General features: G+C 53.7%; 18 protein-coding genes and 1 other annotated feature (1 of these 19 only partly in view). Of the genes, 17 read left to right on the forward strand and 1 reads right to left on the reverse strand.

The window, feature by feature from the left end; translation table 11 throughout:
• The first annotated feature begins 152 nt into the window (after nucleotides 1-152).
• The 13 genes from rny to ABIE48_RS09325 all read left to right on the forward strand — a co-directional run bounded on the left by rny (nucleotide 153) and on the right by ABIE48_RS09325 (nucleotide 12,869).
• Nucleotides 153-1,694 (forward strand): ribonuclease Y, encoded by a 1,542-nt coding sequence (gene rny / locus ABIE48_RS09265; protein WP_076167981.1) that lies wholly within the window; start codon nucleotides 153-155, stop codon nucleotides 1,692-1,694.
• A gap of 70 nt (nucleotides 1,695-1,764) precedes the next feature.
• Nucleotides 1,765-2,559 (forward strand): TIGR00282 family metallophosphoesterase, encoded by a 795-nt coding sequence (locus tag ABIE48_RS09270; protein WP_145023162.1) that lies wholly within the window; start codon nucleotides 1,765-1,767, stop codon nucleotides 2,557-2,559.
• Nucleotides 2,560-2,690: 131 nt separating this feature from the next.
• On the forward strand, nucleotides 2,691-2,951 hold the full coding sequence (locus tag ABIE48_RS09275) for a stage V sporulation protein S (protein WP_006286829.1): 261 nt from the start codon (nucleotides 2,691-2,693) through the stop codon (nucleotides 2,949-2,951).
• A 162-nt stretch (nucleotides 2,952-3,113) separates the two neighbouring features.
• The gene (locus ABIE48_RS09280; protein WP_192714725.1) at nucleotides 3,114-4,109 is read left to right on the forward strand and encodes a dipeptidase; all 996 of its coding nucleotides are present in this window, start codon (nucleotides 3,114-3,116) and stop codon (nucleotides 4,107-4,109) included.
• Nucleotides 4,110-4,294: 185 nt separating this feature from the next.
• Nucleotides 4,295-4,867: a phosphate propanoyltransferase gene (pduL, locus tag ABIE48_RS09285; protein WP_192714724.1), complete on the forward strand. Its 573-nt coding sequence runs from the start codon at nucleotides 4,295-4,297 to the stop codon at nucleotides 4,865-4,867.
• A gap of 231 nt (nucleotides 4,868-5,098) precedes the next feature.
• Nucleotides 5,099-6,661 carry a tRNA (N6-isopentenyl adenosine(37)-C2)-methylthiotransferase MiaB gene (gene miaB, locus ABIE48_RS09290; RefSeq protein ID WP_192714723.1) on the forward strand — a complete coding sequence of 521 codons (1,563 nt, stop codon included), beginning with the start codon at nucleotides 5,099-5,101 and terminating at the stop codon, nucleotides 6,659-6,661.
• 32 nt (nucleotides 6,662-6,693) lie between these two features.
• Nucleotides 6,694-7,137 carry a YlbF/YmcA family competence regulator gene (locus ABIE48_RS09295; RefSeq protein ID WP_076167971.1) on the forward strand — a complete coding sequence of 148 codons (444 nt, stop codon included), beginning with the start codon at nucleotides 6,694-6,696 and terminating at the stop codon, nucleotides 7,135-7,137.
• Between the two features lie 318 nt (nucleotides 7,138-7,455).
• On the forward strand, nucleotides 7,456-7,857 hold the full coding sequence (locus tag ABIE48_RS09300) for a PaaI family thioesterase (RefSeq protein WP_192715333.1): 402 nt from the start codon (nucleotides 7,456-7,458) through the stop codon (nucleotides 7,855-7,857).
• A gap of 193 nt (nucleotides 7,858-8,050) precedes the next feature.
• Nucleotides 8,051-8,803, forward strand: coding sequence for an NUDIX hydrolase (locus ABIE48_RS09305; RefSeq protein WP_076169533.1), 753 nt, complete (start codon nucleotides 8,051-8,053; stop codon nucleotides 8,801-8,803).
• A gap of 14 nt (nucleotides 8,804-8,817) precedes the next feature.
• The gene (locus ABIE48_RS09310; protein ID WP_192714722.1) at nucleotides 8,818-9,366 is read left to right on the forward strand and encodes a cysteine hydrolase family protein; all 549 of its coding nucleotides are present in this window, start codon (nucleotides 8,818-8,820) and stop codon (nucleotides 9,364-9,366) included.
• A gap of 65 nt (nucleotides 9,367-9,431) precedes the next feature.
• On the forward strand, nucleotides 9,432-10,883 hold the full coding sequence (locus tag ABIE48_RS09315; RefSeq protein WP_116231204.1) for a nicotinate phosphoribosyltransferase: 1,452 nt from the start codon (nucleotides 9,432-9,434) through the stop codon (nucleotides 10,881-10,883).
• A 390-nt stretch (nucleotides 10,884-11,273) separates the two neighbouring features.
• Nucleotides 11,274-12,284 carry an acrylyl-CoA reductase family protein gene (locus tag ABIE48_RS09320; RefSeq protein ID WP_145021809.1) on the forward strand — a complete coding sequence of 337 codons (1,011 nt, stop codon included), beginning with the start codon at nucleotides 11,274-11,276 and terminating at the stop codon, nucleotides 12,282-12,284.
• Nucleotides 12,285-12,383: 99 nt separating this feature from the next.
• Complete coding sequence (locus tag ABIE48_RS09325) at nucleotides 12,384-12,869, forward strand: hypothetical protein (RefSeq protein ID WP_354518735.1); 486 nt, start codon at nucleotides 12,384-12,386, stop codon at nucleotides 12,867-12,869.
• Between the two features lie 101 nt (nucleotides 12,870-12,970).
• Here the strand turns inward: ABIE48_RS09325 and ABIE48_RS09330 are convergent, their stop codons facing one another.
• Nucleotides 12,971-13,492, reverse strand: a complete 522-nt coding sequence (locus tag ABIE48_RS09330) for a MogA/MoaB family molybdenum cofactor biosynthesis protein (RefSeq protein WP_192714721.1) — start codon at nucleotides 13,490-13,492, stop codon at nucleotides 12,971-12,973.
• A 212-nt stretch (nucleotides 13,493-13,704) separates the two neighbouring features.
• Between ABIE48_RS09330 and ABIE48_RS09335 the strand changes: the two genes are divergently transcribed.
• The 4 genes from ABIE48_RS09335 to ABIE48_RS09350 all read left to right on the forward strand — a co-directional run bounded on the left by ABIE48_RS09335 (nucleotide 13,705) and on the right by ABIE48_RS09350 (nucleotide 17,714).
• Nucleotides 13,705-14,814 (forward strand): CobW family GTP-binding protein, encoded by a 1,110-nt coding sequence (locus ABIE48_RS09335; RefSeq protein ID WP_192714720.1) that lies wholly within the window; start codon nucleotides 13,705-13,707, stop codon nucleotides 14,812-14,814.
• A 77-nt stretch (nucleotides 14,815-14,891) separates the two neighbouring features.
• Nucleotides 14,892-15,230, forward strand: a complete 339-nt coding sequence (locus ABIE48_RS09340; protein ID WP_076169531.1) for a four-helix bundle copper-binding protein — start codon at nucleotides 14,892-14,894, stop codon at nucleotides 15,228-15,230.
• 167 nt (nucleotides 15,231-15,397) lie between these two features.
• The gene (locus tag ABIE48_RS09345) at nucleotides 15,398-17,311 is read left to right on the forward strand and encodes an OPT family oligopeptide transporter (RefSeq protein ID WP_192714719.1); all 1,914 of its coding nucleotides are present in this window, start codon (nucleotides 15,398-15,400) and stop codon (nucleotides 17,309-17,311) included.
• Between the two features lie 4 nt (nucleotides 17,312-17,315).
• Complete coding sequence (locus ABIE48_RS09350; RefSeq protein WP_192714718.1) at nucleotides 17,316-17,714, forward strand: PqqD family protein; 399 nt, start codon at nucleotides 17,316-17,318, stop codon at nucleotides 17,712-17,714.
• A gap of 82 nt (nucleotides 17,715-17,796) precedes the next feature.
• Nucleotides 17,797-17,915, forward strand: a binding site (T-box leader) (it continues 132 nt past the right edge of the window).

Here is a 17,915-nt window from a genome sequence, read left to right on the forward strand (position 1 = left end):
CCTCTAGGGTAGCACGGGTTTTGTACAACCTTCCCATGGGGAAGTTGTGCAGATGGAAAATGATTGAAGTACGTATGATGAATTGAAATGAATGGACAACTGTAGAAGATCCCAAGGAATACCTTGGAGGAACCAACGAGGAGGTGAACTGAATGCCTATATGGCTATGGGTCGTTCTCGTTGTTGCCGCATTGTTCTTGGGGTTCGTGATTGGATATTTTATTCGCAAATCTCTTGCAGAGGCTAAAATTTCTAGTGCTGAAGAAGCTGCTGTACAAATCGTGGAAAACGCGCGTAAGGAAGCAGAAGCACTGAAGAAGGAAACGGTACTGGAGGCTAAAGACGAAGTACACAGAATCCGGACCGAAGCTGAAAAAGACACTCGTGAGCGTCGAAATGAAATTCAACGGCAGGAAAGACGATTGTTGCAAAAAGAAGAGTCGCTGGATAAAAAAATTGAATCGCTTGAACGTAAAGAAGAGCAAGTGGCCAACAAGGAGAAACGCATCGAAGAGACTCAACAGCAGATCGATTTGATTTACAAGAGCCAGGTCACGGAGCTGGAACGTATTTCCAGTTTGACCATGGAAGACGCACGAAGCATTATTTTGAGCAATGTAGAGCAGGAAGTTCGCCATGAAACCGCTCAAATGATTAAAGATATTGAGCAGCAGGCGAAAGAAGAAGCTGACAAGAAATCCCGTGAAATCGTAACGCTCGCCATCCAGCGCTGCGCTGCAGATCATGTGGCGGAGACCACCGTATCTGTGGTGACGCTGCCGAATGAAGAGATGAAGGGACGGATTATCGGGCGTGAAGGCCGGAACATCCGTGCACTGGAAACTCTGACCGGTATTGACCTCATTATTGATGATACGCCTGAAGCTGTAATTTTGTCGGGATTTGATCCGATCCGCCGGGAAATTGCCCGGACCGCTTTGGAGAAATTGGTAGCAGACGGACGCATTCATCCCGCTCGGATTGAAGAGATGGTGGAGAAATCCCGTAAAGAGGTTGATGAGCGGATTCGCGAGTATGGCGAACAAGCGACATTCGAAGTGGGTGTACATGGTTTGCATCCGGATTTGATCAAAATTTTGGGACGGCTCAAATTCCGCACCAGTTATGGTCAGAACGTGCTGAAGCATTCCATGGAAGTGGCTTATCTGTCCGGTCTGATGGCCGGAGAGCTCGGCGAGGATATCGTATTGGCCAAGCGTGCAGGCTTGCTGCACGACATCGGTAAAGCGCTGGATCATGAAGTGGAAGGCTCACATGTTGAAATCGGCGTGGAGCTGGCCAAGAAATACAAGGAACATCCGGTGGTTATCAACAGTATCGCATCCCACCATGGCGATGTAGAGGCAACTTCGGTCATCGCGATGCTGGTTGGCGCAGCCGACGCCTTGTCAGCTGCTAGACCGGGAGCGCGCCGCGAAACGCTCGAAACGTATATCAAGCGTTTGGAGAAGCTGGAGGAAATCTCCGAATCGTTCGAAGGCGTCGAGAAATCGTTCGCGATTCAGGCAGGACGCGAGGTCCGCGTTATGGTACAGCCTGAGAAGATCGATGATGCCGAAGCATTCCGGCTGGCTCGGGATATTACGAAGACGATTGAGAATGAACTGGATTATCCGGGGCATATCAAAGTGACGGTCATCCGCGAGACTCGCGCGGTTGAATACGCGAAATAATGTAAATGATGAAAAGTGGCCGCTTTGGGGGCCACTTTTCATATTTGTTCATCCTAAGGGGGAGACCAACATTAACGTATTATTTATTGGAGATATCGTGGGCAGTGTAGGCAGAAAGGCGCTTAAAGCGACGCTGCCGTCGTTAAAAACGAAGTATAACCCTCACATCATCATTGCGAACGGCGAAAATGCCGCTTCCGGCAGAGGGATCACGCAGTCGATTGCCAAAGACTTTTTCGATTGGGGTGTCCATGGGATTACGCTGGGCAACCATACGTGGGATAACAAGGAGATTTTTGACTTTATCGACGACGAGCCGCGCATGGTGAGACCGGCCAATTTTCCGCCGGGGACGCCGGGATTGGGGCATACGATCATTAAAGCGAACGGCAAAGAACTGGCCATCGTCAATTTGCAGGGACGTACGTTTCTGCCGGCCATTGACTGTCCGTTTCGGGCCAGCGACGAGATTGTCGACCAGCTCCGCAAGAAGCACAAGCATATTCTTGTTGATTTTCATGCCGAAGCCACATCCGAGAAAATTGCCATGGGGTGGCATCTGGACGGCCGTGCTTCGATCGTCGTAGGAACACATACCCACGTGCAGAGCAATGATGATACTATTTTACCGAATGGAACGGCCTATCTCACGGATGCTGGCATGGTCGGTCCTAGAGAAGGTATTTTAGGCATGGAACGCGATGCGGTTCTCCGCAAATTCAAAACACAGCTGCCGGTCCGGTTCCAGGTCGACAACGGAAAATGGCACTTCCACGGCGTATTTGTCCAGCTGGACGATGCAACCGGCAAGGCGCTGAAAATGGAAAAAATTCGGATTCTCGAAGACGATTGGATCATGGATTGACCGAGTTTTCCTCTGAGACTATTGGCGGATTTATGGCTGAAAAATTGTCAGAAAGAAGGAATTATTTCCGGACTCCCGAATAACATCTAGTATGTGGAAGCTTATCATCATTCCCAGGGGAGGTACTTACCATGGAAGTATTAAAAGTTTCAGCAAAGTCCAATCCAAATTCTGTTGCCGGTGCTCTGGCAGGTGTGCTTCGTGAACGCGGGGCGGCTGAACTGCAAGCCATCGGAGCAGGCGCACTCAATCAAGCGATTAAAGCGGTAGCCATTGCCCGGGGATTTGTAGCACCCAGCGGAGTAGACTTGATTTGTATTCCAGCCTTTACGGATATCGTTATTGACGGGGAAGACCGAACGGCAATCAAGCTGATCGTAGAGCCCAGATAAGGGAAATGGCAGGATATGCCATCATTTGATGAAACCTGTTTATTGATATAAGCTGAATGAAGCCGGATTAGAGGTGCTCGGCGAGTACCCGGACTTTGATTCAGTTTATATGGGATAGACAGGTTTTTTTGCTTGCGTACCGCGGAAAGGAGAGGCATAAGCATGACAATTCCAGTGGTGGATTATCATTGTGACGTATTAAGTAAAATGGTGAAGGATAAAAGCATCTCCTTTGCGGACGATCCGATGCTGGATGTGACCTACAAGCGTCTGCAGGAAGGAGGGGTGGCGCTGCAAACCTTCGCTATCTTTTTGTCCGAGGAACGGGGGATTCCCCGCTTTGAGCATATATTGGATCAGATCGACGTGTTTACCTCTCGAGTAGTTCCCGTGCAGGAAGGCGTCCGGTGGATGAAATGGAGAGAAGACGCAGCCTCGCTGGAGCATGCCGTGAAGGCGGCGGAGCAGCACCCGCCTCAAAGCCACGCCCTTCAGCCGTGGGGGCTTCTGTCCGTGGAGGGCGCCGACGGATTCGAGGGAAGCTTGTTTTATGTCAAAGTCTGCTATGACCTGGGCGTGAGGTTCCTTGGGATTACGTGGAACCATGCGAACTGGGCTGCCGACGGCGTTATGGAGAAGCGCAAGGGAGGCTTTACCGAAAAAGGGAAACAGCTGATTGAGCTGTGCAACGAAACCGGTTTGCTGCTGGACGTATCCCATTTATCGGAAGCCGGGTTTTGGGAGCTTGCCGAACGATCGAAACGGCCGTTTATCGCTTCCCACTCCAACGCAAAGACGGTGTGCCCGCATCCCCGCAATTTGAACGATGAGCAGATTCGGGCGATCGCAGCGATGGACGGGCGCATCGGAATTACGTTTGTGCCGTATTTTGTGAAAGAAGGTCCAGGGCCGGTCGTTCCTGCAGATGTTCTTCCCCATATTGAGCGGATGTGCGAGCAGGGGGCGGGTAACATGCTCATGTTCGGCTCCGATTTTGACGGGATCGAAACATGGATTCAGGATCTGGAGCATCCCGGACGCTATCCGGCGTTTATCGATCTGCTGCTTGCCCGCTATCCGGAGGATCTGGTCAAAGGATGGGTATCGGGCAATGCGCTCTCTTTTCTGAGCAGGCATCTTCCGGCTAAACCGGTTTGATTCGAGTGGAATTAAACCATGTTTTGGCAATACGGAGCAGACATTTTGACAATCTTGTAGCAGAATGGCAGGAAATGCATGAAAGTTGGAATGAAAGCGGTGACGTCTTTTTCTTTTTTGGGTAAAAGGATGTATAATGAGTCTGGCCTGTACAGAACATAGAGAAAATTTAAGGAGTGATCCACGTGAGTAAAACTGTACCTGTAGGCGTGTCCGCACGACATATCCATCTTACCCAAGAACATATTGAAGCTTTGTTTGGTCAAGGCTATCAGCTGACCGAATTTAAACCGCTATCCCAACCCGGACAATTCGCCGCCAATGAAACGGTGGCCGTTATCGGTCCGAAGGGTCAATTTGATAAGGTTAGAATTTTAGGGCCTGCCCGTTCGGCAAGCCAGCTGGAAATTTCCCGTACGGATTCTTTCGCCATCGGCGTGAAAGCTCCGGTCCGCGAGTCCGGAAATATTGAAGGAACCCCAGGCATCAAGGTAAAAGGCCCGCAAGGCGAGATCGAACTGGAGAAGGGCGCGATTGTTGCTGCTCGTCATATCCATTTTCACACGAGCGACGCGGAAGGCTGGGGCATTGCCGACAAGCAGCATCTGAAAGTGCGCATCGGCGGCGAGCGCGGACTGGTGTTTGAAAATGTCATCGCGCGCGTATCCGATTCGTTTGCGCTCGACATGCATATCGACACGGACGAGGCCAACGCAGCTGGCGCCAAAACCGGAGATACGGCTGAAATCATTGACTAACAACGACATACCTGGCCGGCAGGCCTATAGAACGGGGGAGCTATCCTCCGTTTTTTTGTTGTTTAACCAGTGGCGTGATGCACGAAAGATGTCTTTTGATTCAACGATTCGGCTATGCTTATACATAGATGGAAGTCCGGGCAATCAGTAGATATGCCATTAGGTTCATGCTATAATTTATTAGAATGTCGTTTAACAGGGGTTCCCTGGATTAAAGGAGTGGTCAACAGCATGGCGAAGGAAACGAAGGATTACTCCAAATATTTTGATTTCTCCGATGCCAAAGTTCTGTCAGAGGACGAATTCGGAAAGAAGATCCGGATCAAGGGCCGTGAGATTCATATTATTTCGGAGCCTAACCATAGACAAAGCAAGAAACGGCGCAAGGAAGACGTTCAAGTGCTGTATGAGAACGCGGTGCCGGAAGAGCTTCAAGGGATTGGGGCAGGGAAGCATTATATCGTATACACGTTCGGCTGCCAGATGAACGAGCATGACTCCGAGACGATCAAGGGCATGCTGGAGATGATGGGCTACACCGCTACCGAAGACCGCAAGGAAGCGGACATCATTCTGCTGAACACATGCGCCATCCGTGAGAATGCAGAAGACAAAGTGTTCGGCGAGCTCGGCCATCTCAAACACCTGAAGACGGAGAAGCCCGATATGCTGCTTGGCGTTTGCGGCTGTATGTCTCAGGAAGAAGGCGTCGTCAACCGGATTATGCAGAAGCACGGCTTCGTGGACATGATCTTCGGTACGCACAATATTCACCGGCTGCCGATGCTCATCAAGGAAGCGCTGTTCAGCAAAGAGATGGTTGTGGAAGTGTGGTCCAAGGAAGGCGACATCATTGAGAACCTGCCGAAGAAGCGTGAAGGACTGCGGGCGTGGGTCAACATTATGTACGGCTGCGACAAATTCTGTACATACTGTATCGTTCCGTTTACCCGGGGGAAAGAGCGCTCCCGCCGGCCGGAAGACGTGATCGCCGAGGTTCGCGATTTGGCGCGCCAGGGCTTCAAGGAGGTTACCCTTCTCGGCCAGAACGTGAACGCTTACGGAAAGGATTTTGACGATATCCGGTACACGTTTGCCGACCTGATGGATGATATCCGCAAAATCGATATCCCGCGCGTCCGGTTTACAACGTCACATCCGCGCGACTTCGACGATCATCTGGTGGAGGTCCTCGGCAAAGGGGGCAACCTCGTTGAGCATATCCATTTGCCGGTGCAGTCGGGAAACAACGAAATTCTCAAAATCATGGGCCGGAAGTACACCCGCGAAATTTACCTGGAGCTGGTTCGGAAGCTGAAGGCAACCGTGCCAGGATTGGTGCTGACGACCGACATCATCGTCGGCTTCCCGGGCGAAACCGAAGAGCAGTTCGAGGATACGCTGAGCCTGGTGCGCGAAGTCGGTTTTGACTCGGCGTACACCTTTATTTATTCTCCTCGGGAAGGTACGCCGGCGGCTGTCATGGAAGACAATGTGTCCATGGAAGCGAAGAGCGAGCGCCTGCAGCGCCTGAACCGGACGATTGAGGAGTATAGCCGCAAGAGCCACGAAAATCTTCGCGGGCAGATTGTCGAGGTGCTGGTGGAAGGCGAGAGCAAAAACAACGCCTCCATCCTGGCGGGAAGAACGCGCACCAGCAAGCTCGTCCATTTTGAAGGCGGCAAGGAATTGATCGGCAGCTTCGTAAACGTCAAAATTACGGATGCGATGACGTGGTACATCAAAGGCGAAGTCGTGGATGTACCGCAGGCCGAGGTAGCAATAACTCAGTAAATTCCATAACAGAATAGGGGTATCGAACCGAGATGGAGAAGGGTCATATCAATAAATACGGCATGATGTCTTATGATACGAAGGATCTTGTGATCCGCGACGATATTATGTCCAAGGCCAAGGAACTGGCCGAACTGATTTCCGGAAGCGAAGAAGTACAGCAATTCCAGAAGGCGGAGGAGAAAATCCGCAATCATGAGCGCGTACAAAGCCTCATTGCCACCATCAAGAAGAAGCAGAAAGAGATCGTGGCCTTCGAATCCTTCCAAAATCAGGAAATGGTTGCCAAAATCGAGAAAGAAATCGAAGCGCTGCAGGATGAGATCGATGCGATTCCTCTCGTGAACGAATTTCAGCAAAGCCAAAGCGATATTAACTATTTGCTGCAGCTGGTCATTTCCGTCATCCATGATACGGTATCGGAAAAGGTCAACGTGGAAGCGGGAACGGAAGCGCCTCCTTCCAGCTGCGGCTAACCTTTACAAGGCTGCGGACGAGACGTCCGCGCCTTTTTTTCAAATGCAGATCGCATGGCTTTCGTGGTTTCGCTGAGTACCAGAATAACATCGGAGCGAAGGCCCCACGCCGCTGTGGGGTTATTTTTCGTCATCGGGAAACGAGGGGAATCAAGCCAGGCGGTAGGCTATTCAGCCGACTTATGGGATAGAGCAGACGAATTTGGTTAAACATGAACGTAAACAGTTATCGCTGACAACATAGAGAAACGAAGGCGCTCCTCCGGCAAAGGATGCTGGGGGCAGTACGCAAAAAATGACAGCATGGGGGAGACGACAATGAACGCATTGGAACTAATGGTGGCCCGGGGACAGGATTCGTTCTGGGCGTATCTCGGCTGCGAGCTGGTATCCGCAAGTAAGGAAGAAGTGGTCATTGCGCTCGATGCCAAGCAGCACCACACCAATTCCATGGGTATCATCCATGGGGGCGTGCTGACATCCTTGATGGACCAGGCGATGGGTATGGTGGCTACGGCGGCTAAAAATATCGACAGCTGCGTTACCACCGACATTAACGTGCACTTTATGAATGCGATGGTTCCGGGGAGATTAACGGTGACGGCCAAGGTGCTGCACGAAGCGGGCCGGTCTCTCGTCACCGAAGCAAAAATTAACGACAGTGAAGGCACTTTGGCTTGTATGGCGACGGCTACGTTTCGGGTAGTAAACCGCAAGTAGCGATTTAAGGGGGATCCTTGCTTTCTTGTGCAGGACCAAACAAACAGAACGCGGCTTACACAACATAAACAGAATGACTTGACTTTTTTTATCAATAGTTCATAATGAAAGTATCAAAAAGATGTTATGTGGTGATAAGATGACAGAAAATGAGAAAGCAAGCGGCAGACCGAAAGAGAAGACCGCCGAGGAGATGGGGTACTCCCCGAAGAAGTACCGCACGCCTGACGGTGTACCCGCGGACATCGTGATGTTTACGCTGACCAAGCGCGAGCGCAAGACCGTGACCAAAACGCTGCCGATCCGGGAGCTCAAGGTCATGTTAATCCGCCGGAAGTCGTGGCCGTTCGCGGGGATGTGGGCGCTGCCCGGAGGATTCTGCCAGGAAAGCGAATCGATTTACGACGCGGCGAAGCGTGAGCTCAAGGAAGAAACCGGCGTCGACGGTGGACACCTCGAGTATTTAGGCGTATACAGCAAGCCGGGAAGAGACCCGCGCGGCTGGATAATCAGCAACGCCTTCTTCGCCCTGGTGGAAGAATGGATGCTGGAGAGCAGACAGGCGGCGGACGATGCCGGCGAGGTTGGCCTGTTCGGCATTGATGAGGTGCTGAACGAGCTGGAGCTGGCCTTTGACCACCGGGAAATCATCCAGGATGCGTACCACCGGATTCAGCAGCAGATGCTGCATTCCACGATTGCGCGCCAATTTTTGCCCGAGCAGTTTACGTTAAGCGAGCTGTACCAGGTCATCCAGACCGTCGTTCCGGAATTCAGCGAGCCGAATTTTATCCGTAAAATTACGTCTACGCGCAGCCGGCAGGGGATCCTCGAAGAAGTACGCGACGAGAACGGAAAGCCGCTAAGCTCCAACCAGTATTCCCAGCGACCGGCACAACTGTACCGGTTCACCGATTACGTACCGCTGCTGTCCATTTATACCTAAGGGAGTGAAGGTAGATGAAAGCACTGATCGTTATCGATTTTACGAATGATTTTGTCGACGGAAGCCTGCCTGTAGGCCAGCCTGCGGTGGATATCGCGCCGGCGGTAGCCGCCATCACTAAAGACTTCATCGATCGCGGCGACTGGGTCGTCATGGCTGTGGATCTGCATGAGAAGGACGATGCTCATCATCCGGAGACGAAGCTGTTTCCTCCCCACAACCTTCGCGGCACGCGGGGAAGAGAACTGTACGGCCCGCTGGAGAAGGTATACAACGACCATCGCGATGCGATTTACTGGATGGACAAAACGCGGTACAGCGCTTTTTGCGGAACGGATCTCGAACTCAAATTGAGGGAGCGCGGCATCACCGAAGTGCATCTGATCGGGGTATGCACCGATATTTGCGTGCTGCACACCGCTGTAGAGGCGTACAATAAGGGCTTCGGCATTACGGTGTACGAAGACGCTGTAGCCAGCTTCAACCCGGATGGGCATACGTGGGCATTGCAGCATTTTAAAAACAGTTTGGGTGCGCAGGTTATCCAAGGAGCAGAGCAGTAAAGACGATGGCCCGGGACACCGGGCCTGCCTGATATGACAGGCGTACCAGCAAGGAGGAACTCGGGATGCAGACGATGGGTCTGGCCTTACACACGGATAAATACCAAATCAACATGATGTACGCGCATTGGGTGAACGGCTCGCACCGGCAGAAAGCGGTGTTCGAGGCTTACTTCCGCAAGCTTCCCTTCGGAAACGGGTATGCGGTTTTCGCCGGCTTGGAGCGTATCGTGCATTACATAGCCAATCTCCGGTTTACCGATGAGGATATTAAGTATCTATCCGAGCAGGAAGAGAATTACGATTCGGCGTTTTTGGAGGAATTAAAGCAGTTCCGGTTTTGCGGCACGCTGCATTCGATGAAGGAAGGCGCGCTCGTCTTTCCGAACGAACCGTTGGTCCGCGTGGAAGGCACCATTATGGAGGCCCAGCTGGTGGAAACGGCGCTGCTCAATTTCATGAACTTCCAGACGCTGATTGCCACGAAGGCGTCACGGATCAAGCAGGTCGCCGGCGATGATATTTTGCTCGAATTCGGCACGCGCCGGGCGCAGGAAGCCGATGCGGCGGTATGGGGGGCACGGGCCGCTTATGTGGCCGGTTTTCACGCAACCTCCAACATGCTCGCTGGAGAGAAATTCGGCATCCCGACAAAAGGAACGCATGCCCATTCATGGGTGCAGACCTTCGAAAGCGAACAGGCGGCGTTCGACGTTTATGCCAAGGTCATGCCGGATCAAGTGACGCTCCTCGTGGACACGTACGACACGCTCAAGAGCGGTGTGCCGCATGCGATCGAAACAGCCAAGAAGCTGGAGGCGATGGGCAAGAAGATGAACGCCATCCGCCTGGACAGCGGTGACCTGGCTTACTTGTCGATCAAAGCGCGCGAGATGCTCGATCAGGCTGGATTGAACTATGTGAAGATCGTGGCCTCGAATGACCTCGACGAGAACACCATTTTTAACCTGAAAGCGCAGGGGGCACGGATTGATACCTGGGGCGTAGGCACCCAGCTGATTACGGCTGCCGACCAGCCGGCGCTGGGCGGTGTTTATAAGCTGGTGGAACGCGAAATTAAGGGCGAGATGGTTCCGACGATCAAAATATCGGGCAATCCCGAAAAAGTATCGACGCCGGGCAAAAAGAACGTCTACCGGATCGTGGACCGGGTTAGCGGGAAAGCAACGGCGGATTACATCGCCTTCCCTGGCGAGGAGAAGCCGCATGACGGCCTCCGTCTAAAGCTGTTTAATCCGCAGCACCCGTATTTGCAGAAATATGTAAAAAACTACGATGCCATTGAAATGCTCACACCAGTGTTCGAGAACGGCCTGCTGGTGTACAAACTGCCGTCGCTGGATGAAATCCGGGAATACCACCGGGAGCAGATGGATTTATTTTGGCCGGAATACTTACGCAAGCTGAACCCGGAAATTTACCGCATCAATATCAGCGAGAAAGTATGGGACTTGAAGCAAAAGATGGTGGCCGAATATATGCAGCAGGATGAGTAGCTGCAGAAGCGAGCCGATGAGGGGGGACCAAGGGTCGCCCCTTTTTTTATATATGAGACTGTATTAGTCTCTGGAGACCGTCAGTCTTGCCGCTTAACCATTAACAATATCGAGACGGGTTCTTCTCGTGCGGATATTTAGGGTGGGAAGCAGGGCATTATTTCTCGGGAAAGCGCAGGATCAGGCATACTCCGATGCGCTTCCCGATCATTCGACAGTTGTCGATCGCACGATAGGTTGAAGACTGGCTTGACCATGCCAAGCTCCCAACATTTCATGCCATAAACTATTTGGCACTGGGAGGACAGGCCATCGGGTTGTGTCCTTGTATTTTGAAAGGGACTCTGCTGAGAGGTATAATATGGACAATCTTAAGGAGGGACGACGCATATGGAAAAGTTTCAGGCATTTATGGTCCGAAAAGACGAGAATGGCGGCTTCCGGAGCGGGATCGAAACGCTGACCGAGGGTCAGCTGCCGCCGGGTGATGTAACGATCCGCGTTCACTATTCGGGAGTGAATTACAAGGACGGATTGGCAAGCCTGCCCGATGGGAAGGTCGTCTCCAGGTATCCGATGGTGCCGGGCATTGACCTGGCTGGCGTAGTCACACATTCGGAGCACCCGGCGTTTAAGCCCGGTGACCAGGTGCTGTGCACGGGGTACGGTGTAGGGACCGACCACTTTGGAGGATTCAGCGAATACGCCCGCCTTAAAGGTGATTGGCTGGTACACCTTCCGGAGGGACTCAGTTTGCGAGAGGTTATGGGAATCGGGACAGCCGGGTTTACCGCCGCCTTGTCAGTGGACGCGTTGATCCGGAGCGGCCTCACGCCGGACAGCGGGGAGGTGCTGGTGACCGGAGCGACGGGCGGTGTCGGCAGCTTTGCCGTCAGCATATTGTCCCGGCTCGGATATCAAGTGACTGCCAGCACAGGCAAGCTGGAAGCCCAGAAGGATTGGCTCACAGGGCTCGGGGCGAGCGCCGTAGTCGGGAGGGAAGAGATTTCCGCCCCGGTTCAAGGCGTGCTGTCCAAGAGCCGCTGGGCCGGCGTGGTCGACCCTGTCGGAGGTCCACAGCTGGGGACGCTGCTGAAAAGCGTTAAATACGGCGGCGGCATCGCCCTTTCCGGATTGACCGGAGGAACGGCGTTCGACAGTACGGTTCATCCTTTTATCCTGCGCGGCATCAACCTGTTCGGGATCGATTCCGTGTTCTGTCCGATGGAAACCCGGAGCCGGGTCTGGAAGCTGCTCGGATCGGCGTGGAAGCCAGAGACTGCTTTATCCCAGGGATTAACCGAATGCGGATTGCGCGACCTTCCGGACGTCCTGGAGGCTATTCTGCGCGGAAAAGCTGTGGGGCGAACGCTGCTCCGCTTGGAATCTTTGTCCGAGTGAACCGCGCTGCATAAACCGTATGCTTTGATGGCATTCTAACCCTATATCAGCTTAGTGCCGCTACAATCGGCAACAGGAATCTGGAAGGGATGAACCATCATGAAGAAACGGGTAGCGGGAGTTCTGGCCGGTGTGCTGGTTACAGCCGCCATGGCCGGATGCGATTCGCATGAAGTCGTCAAAAAAGAAACGAAACTATATAATATGCAGTCTTATTCGGAGGGAAACCTTCGGGCGCAATCCCAAGGAAAAGGGCTGAACGGCAAGTTTCTGAAGGAGATGCAGATTCAGTTCGGGCATGAAGGGGTCCCTCTGACCCATGAGATGTACGCGGAGGACGGAAGAGGCAATATCAGTTATATGTACATGATCGCCGGCAATCCGCTGCAGTATATTACGCTGCATGTCTTTTCAAACGAAGCAGAGCGGGTCGAGCGGATTCATAACTGGTACGGTGACCAAAAATTGATCGATACGCCGCGGTCCCGGACGGTCATCTATAACTATTCTACCGCTTCGCTGATTTACACGTCTTCCGGCAAAGAGAAAGGCAAATACGACCCGCGAAGTGAAAAAGGTGTTTAATTCCCTGATCGACCGGATGAAATAATTCGGGGAATAACGAAATGCCGGCTCATCCGCGATGAGTCCGGTATTTTTTTGTTTGCGTTTCGTTTACCCGCAGTCTATTCCTTCTTGTAAATTTCCCGCATGACATGCCGGAGCTCCGGCACGATGATCTTTTCCAACGCCAGCTTGACGGCCCCTCTGGACCCCGGCATGGAAAAAACCGCGGTCTTGCCGACTGTTCCGGCGATGGCCCGGCTCAGAATCGCTGCCGCCCCGATATCCTCCGTATAGCTCAGGAAGCGGAATATTTCTCCAAAGCCGGGCATTTCCTTGTCCAGCAGGGAAGAGACCGCCTCGTACGTCGTGTCTCTCGGCGAAATGCCGGTTCCCCCAGTAAGCAGCAGAGCCTCGACATCCGGCCGCGCTGACGCTGCGTGCACTAGCTCGCGGATCCCCTCGTAATCGTCCGCCACGATGGTATAATCGGCAATCCGGTAGCCCGCTTTCTCCAGCAGGGAGATCATCAGCTGTCCGCCGGTATCGGTTTCTTTGGTCCGGGTATCCGAGACGGTCACGACCATGCAGGACACGGTCTCGGGTGCCTGGCTTCGATGCTCGTCCACTGACTTCATGTTCATACGTTATCAACTCCTACGATCTTTTCTGGCTATTTCACTAGGATAGTCTTTTCCAGAATGCCTTGCAAGCTGAAGGTGACAACGGCAGTGACTGAGCAGTGGAAAGCTGCAGAGGGAGGCAGGTGAGGGGAAACGGAGTGCCTTGCGGCAGTGCTGGGTGCTGTAGTACACTGTGCTAGTCATGCAAGGAAGGATAACGGAGGAGATATCATATGAGCCAAACGACGCCAATTTACATACTGTCCGGATTTCTCGGTAGCGGAAAAACGACATTACTGCAGCAGCTGATAGACCATTGGCAAGGAGAGGGATTGCTGCCTGCCGTCATCATGAACGAGGTCGGTGACGTGAACCTCGACGGGCTGCAGGTGCAGGAGCAGGTCCCGATGACGGAAATGCTGAGCGGCTGCATCTGCTGCTCGATCCGCGGGGACTTGAGCGGGGAAATCGCCGGTCTGATCCAGCGCGAGACACCGGATGTCATCGTGGTCGAAGCGACGGGCATCGCCAATCCGATGGAAATTTTGGAGGGGGTGTCCGAGGCAGCTCTCTATTTGCCGATCGACCTGAGGGGCATCATGACGGTCGTGGACTCCGCTCACTTGCTGGAGCTTTACAACGTTCAGAAGGGCAAAACCTACCGGCTCATGCAGGAACAGATCCGCTGTGCATCGGCATTGATCCTGAACAAAATGGACAGGGTCAAAGAAGAGGAGGAAGACCTGCTGCAAAGCATTGTTGAACGGTGGAACGGATACGCTGGGGTGTGGAAGGCGGTCCGGTGCCGGGTGGACATCCCGGCGCTGCTTGATGCTCTGGGAGGAGTCAAGGCAGATTGGACTCGCGCGGCGGACAATGAGAGCAAGCAGGCTTTGGGAGAGCTTGTACCGCAAAATGGCCGGGAGCAGAACGCCGAACCGCACGCTGAATCGGCTTCGGATCAAGGCGGGGAATCGCAACCTTTGCATCACCCGCATCAAGCCCATAAATCGCACAACCATGAATCACATGCCCATGAATCGCATGATCATGTTATGGTTTACACCCATCATTTTAAAGGTCCCGTTGAGAGCATGGCCTTTGAACGGTTGATCGCCAATCTTCCGCGGGACGTGTACCGGGCCAAAGGTGTGCTGACCTTCAGCGATACGGCCAGCCGCTTCCTATTCCAATATGCCTTCCGGGAGTCCGATTTTATGAAAATCACCCCGCAGGGAAATGTTCCGGATGTTGCGGTTTTCATCGGCGAGCACTTTTCGCGGAGTGATCTCGAACAGGCTCTGCTCAGCCTGGAACAAGGCGGGCTGCGGGAGACAGACTGAATTTTCCTGGTTATAACGCCTCCCAAACGGTTAATAGATGTGCAGAGCAATCAATCACGGGAGGTAGATCGATCATGATGAACCAGGAACAACAGTACAAGGATTGTATCGAAGCCTGTTTGCAGTGCATGAATGCTTGTAATGTGTGTTATGTGTCCAGTCTGAAGGAATATGAGCTCGCCATGCTGCGAGAATGCATCCGTCTTGACCGGGAATGCGCGGATATTTGCGATTTGGCGGCGCAGTCGATGCTTCGCCACAGCCCGTTTGTGACGCAGATCTGCGAGCTGTGCATCACGGCCTGCGAAGCGTGCGCCGAAGAATGCAGCAAGCACGAGCACGATCACTGCCAAGCATGCGCCGAGGCCTGCCGCCGCTGCGCCGAGGCCTGCCGGCAAATGCTCGTCGCGGCCTGACCGATCATTATACAGCATTGAACGACTGCCTGATTGCCGAGGGATGACCCGGCGGTCAGGCTTTTTTCGTTTCAGGGTTACACATCCGTCTATGCGATTGTTTTTCCATGGATCCGGGTAACATATGGATGGTTACTACAACCTGAATCGGCAGAAGGGAGAACAACATGGACAAGCAAAAGCCCAAGGAATCTTCAAGTTTCATCCCCTACATACCTGCATCCAGAACACTGCCGGAACTTACGTTGCTGGCCGTCATTCTGGGCATCATCCTGGCGGTTGTATTTGCAGCTGCCAACGCCTACCTGGGACTTAAAATCGGGCTGACGGTCAGCGCATCCATTCCAGCCGCCGTCATATCGCTCGGTGTCCTGCGAGGATTGTTTAAACGAAAATCGATTCTGGAAAACAATATCGTGCAAACGATGACGACAGCGGGCGAGGCGGTGGCAGCCGGGGCGATCTTTACCCTGCCCGCCCTGTATATGTGGAATCAAGTCCCGGGCATCGGAACCGTCAGCTTCATCGTGCTCGTCGGGGGATTTTTGGGCGTCGCGATGATGATTCCGCTGCGCCGTCTGCTGATTGTCAACGAGCATCAGACGCTGCCTTACCCGGAAGGCACCGCCTGCGCGGAAGTACTCATATCGGGAGAAACCGGCGGCAAGAGCGCAAAAATGGTGCTGTACGGATTTATCGCCGGCGGGCTGGTGAAAGCGCTGGGTGATGGCTTCAAGTGGTTCAAGACCGAGATCGAAACCGGCATTTACCGGTTTAAAAACGCGGTCATCGGCATGGATACATACCCTGCGCTGCTCGGCGTAGGCTACATTATTGGCCCGGCGATTTCGGGGCAGATGCTTGCCGGCGGGATCATGGCCTGGCTCGTGATGATTCCGATGATCGGCTTTTTCGGCGGAGGCGCACAGGCTGTGCTGTCACCGGCCGAAGCGCCGATCCCGCAGCTGGACGCCTGGGGCATCTGGGAAGGCTACATCCGCTACATTGGCGCGGGCGCAGTGGCGGCAGGTGGATTGATCACGCTGGTCAAAACCCTGCCCATGCTGTTCAGTTCGCTGGCGGCGACTTTGTCCGGCTTGAGCAAACGAGACGAGCAGAAGGTGACGCTGGACCGGACCCAGTTTGATATTCCCGGCTTTTGGGTGACGATCATGATTGCGCTTCTTGTCATTATCATCGCGTTTGCCCCGCTGACCGACGTGGGGATCATTGGCGCGATCGCCATCGCCATTTTCGGCTTTTTGTTCGTAACGGTCGCTTCCCGGATTGTTGGCCTGGTGGGGAGCTCCTCTTCACCCGTGTCCGGCATGACGATTGCGACGCTGCTCATCGTAACGTTTATTTTTAAAATGACCGGGTTATCAGGTATGGGCGGAATGATCGCCGCACTGACGGTTGGAGCGATCGTCTGCGTCGCGTTGGCTGTGGCCGGGGACATTTCCCAGGATTTGAAAACAGGTTACCTGGTGGGCGGGACGCCTTGGAAGCAGCAGGTGGCCATGATGATCGGGGTACTCGTATCCGGTCTGGTGATCGGCTTCATCCTGTCGGTACTGAACGAAAGCTACGGACTCGGATCCGAGCAGCTCCCTGCGCCGAAGGCCGTATTGATGCGGCTGATCGTGGAGGGGATCATGTCGAACAATTTGCCGTGGGAGCTGATTTTTATCGGCGCGGCTTCGGCGGTTGTGTTCGAGTTCTTGGGTCTCAACTCGCTGACCGTAGCGGTCGGCATCTACCTGCCGATTCATGTCAGCACCCCGATCATGGTCGGCGGTATCGTTCGCTGGTTTGTGGAATGGCGATCACGGAAGGACGCCGGATTGCTCAAAGCCAGGGTGGAAACGGGGACGCTGCTGGCTTCGGGCCTGATCGCCGGCGAATCGCTGATCGGGGTGATCATTGCGATCCTGATCTGGCTCGGCGTTCCAATTCCGGGAGACGTTCTGGTCTCCAGCAATGTGCTTCCGCTGATCGTTTTCCTGCTTGTCGTCGTGATGCTGGCCTGGATCTCTCTCCGGCAAAAGAAAGAGTCCGTCGTGACGAAGCGGGAGGTGTAGCAACATGCTGATCTACCGGAAAAAGCGGAAGGACGCCGCGGAAATACCGATCAACTTGCTGGACTTGGTTCCGGTGCTGCATTCGAAGGTGAAGTGGGAGAAGACCGAAGGGATCGTGACGTTGTCCGTGCCGCGGGAGGGATGGCTGGCCCGCCAGTCGGTCAAATGGCTGAAACAGCCGGCGGTCGTCCAAATCCGGCTGGATGCGCTGGGCAGTGAAGTGGCCGCCTGCTGCGACGGTTCCCACTCAGTGGCGGATATCGCAGGCAAGCTCCATGCCCGGTTCGGCGAGCAGGCGGAACCGCTGCTGCCAAGGCTGGCCAAGTTTATCGAGCTGCTGGAAATGAACGATTTGGCGGTATGCCGTCACGGTGATTCCTGCCAACGGGCACAGGATGCATAAGAGGTAACATAAAAGGCAATCCTGCAGCAGGAAATTGGGGTGTTGCATTCTTTGCTGTCCCCCGTGTATACTATTGGAAAATTGAACGTCATGGAACGGGAGAGTAGTGAAGCGTAAGGGCATCAAGCGAGCCGGGGATGGTGGGAGCCGGCATGCCGCGCCTTCATGAAGCGCACCCGGGAGACGGCCTTTTGAAATAAA

The organism is Paenibacillus sp. OAE614, from assembly GCF_040546645.1.
GTDB lineage: Bacteria > Bacillota > Bacilli > Paenibacillales > Paenibacillaceae > Paenibacillus_AQ > Paenibacillus_AQ favisporus.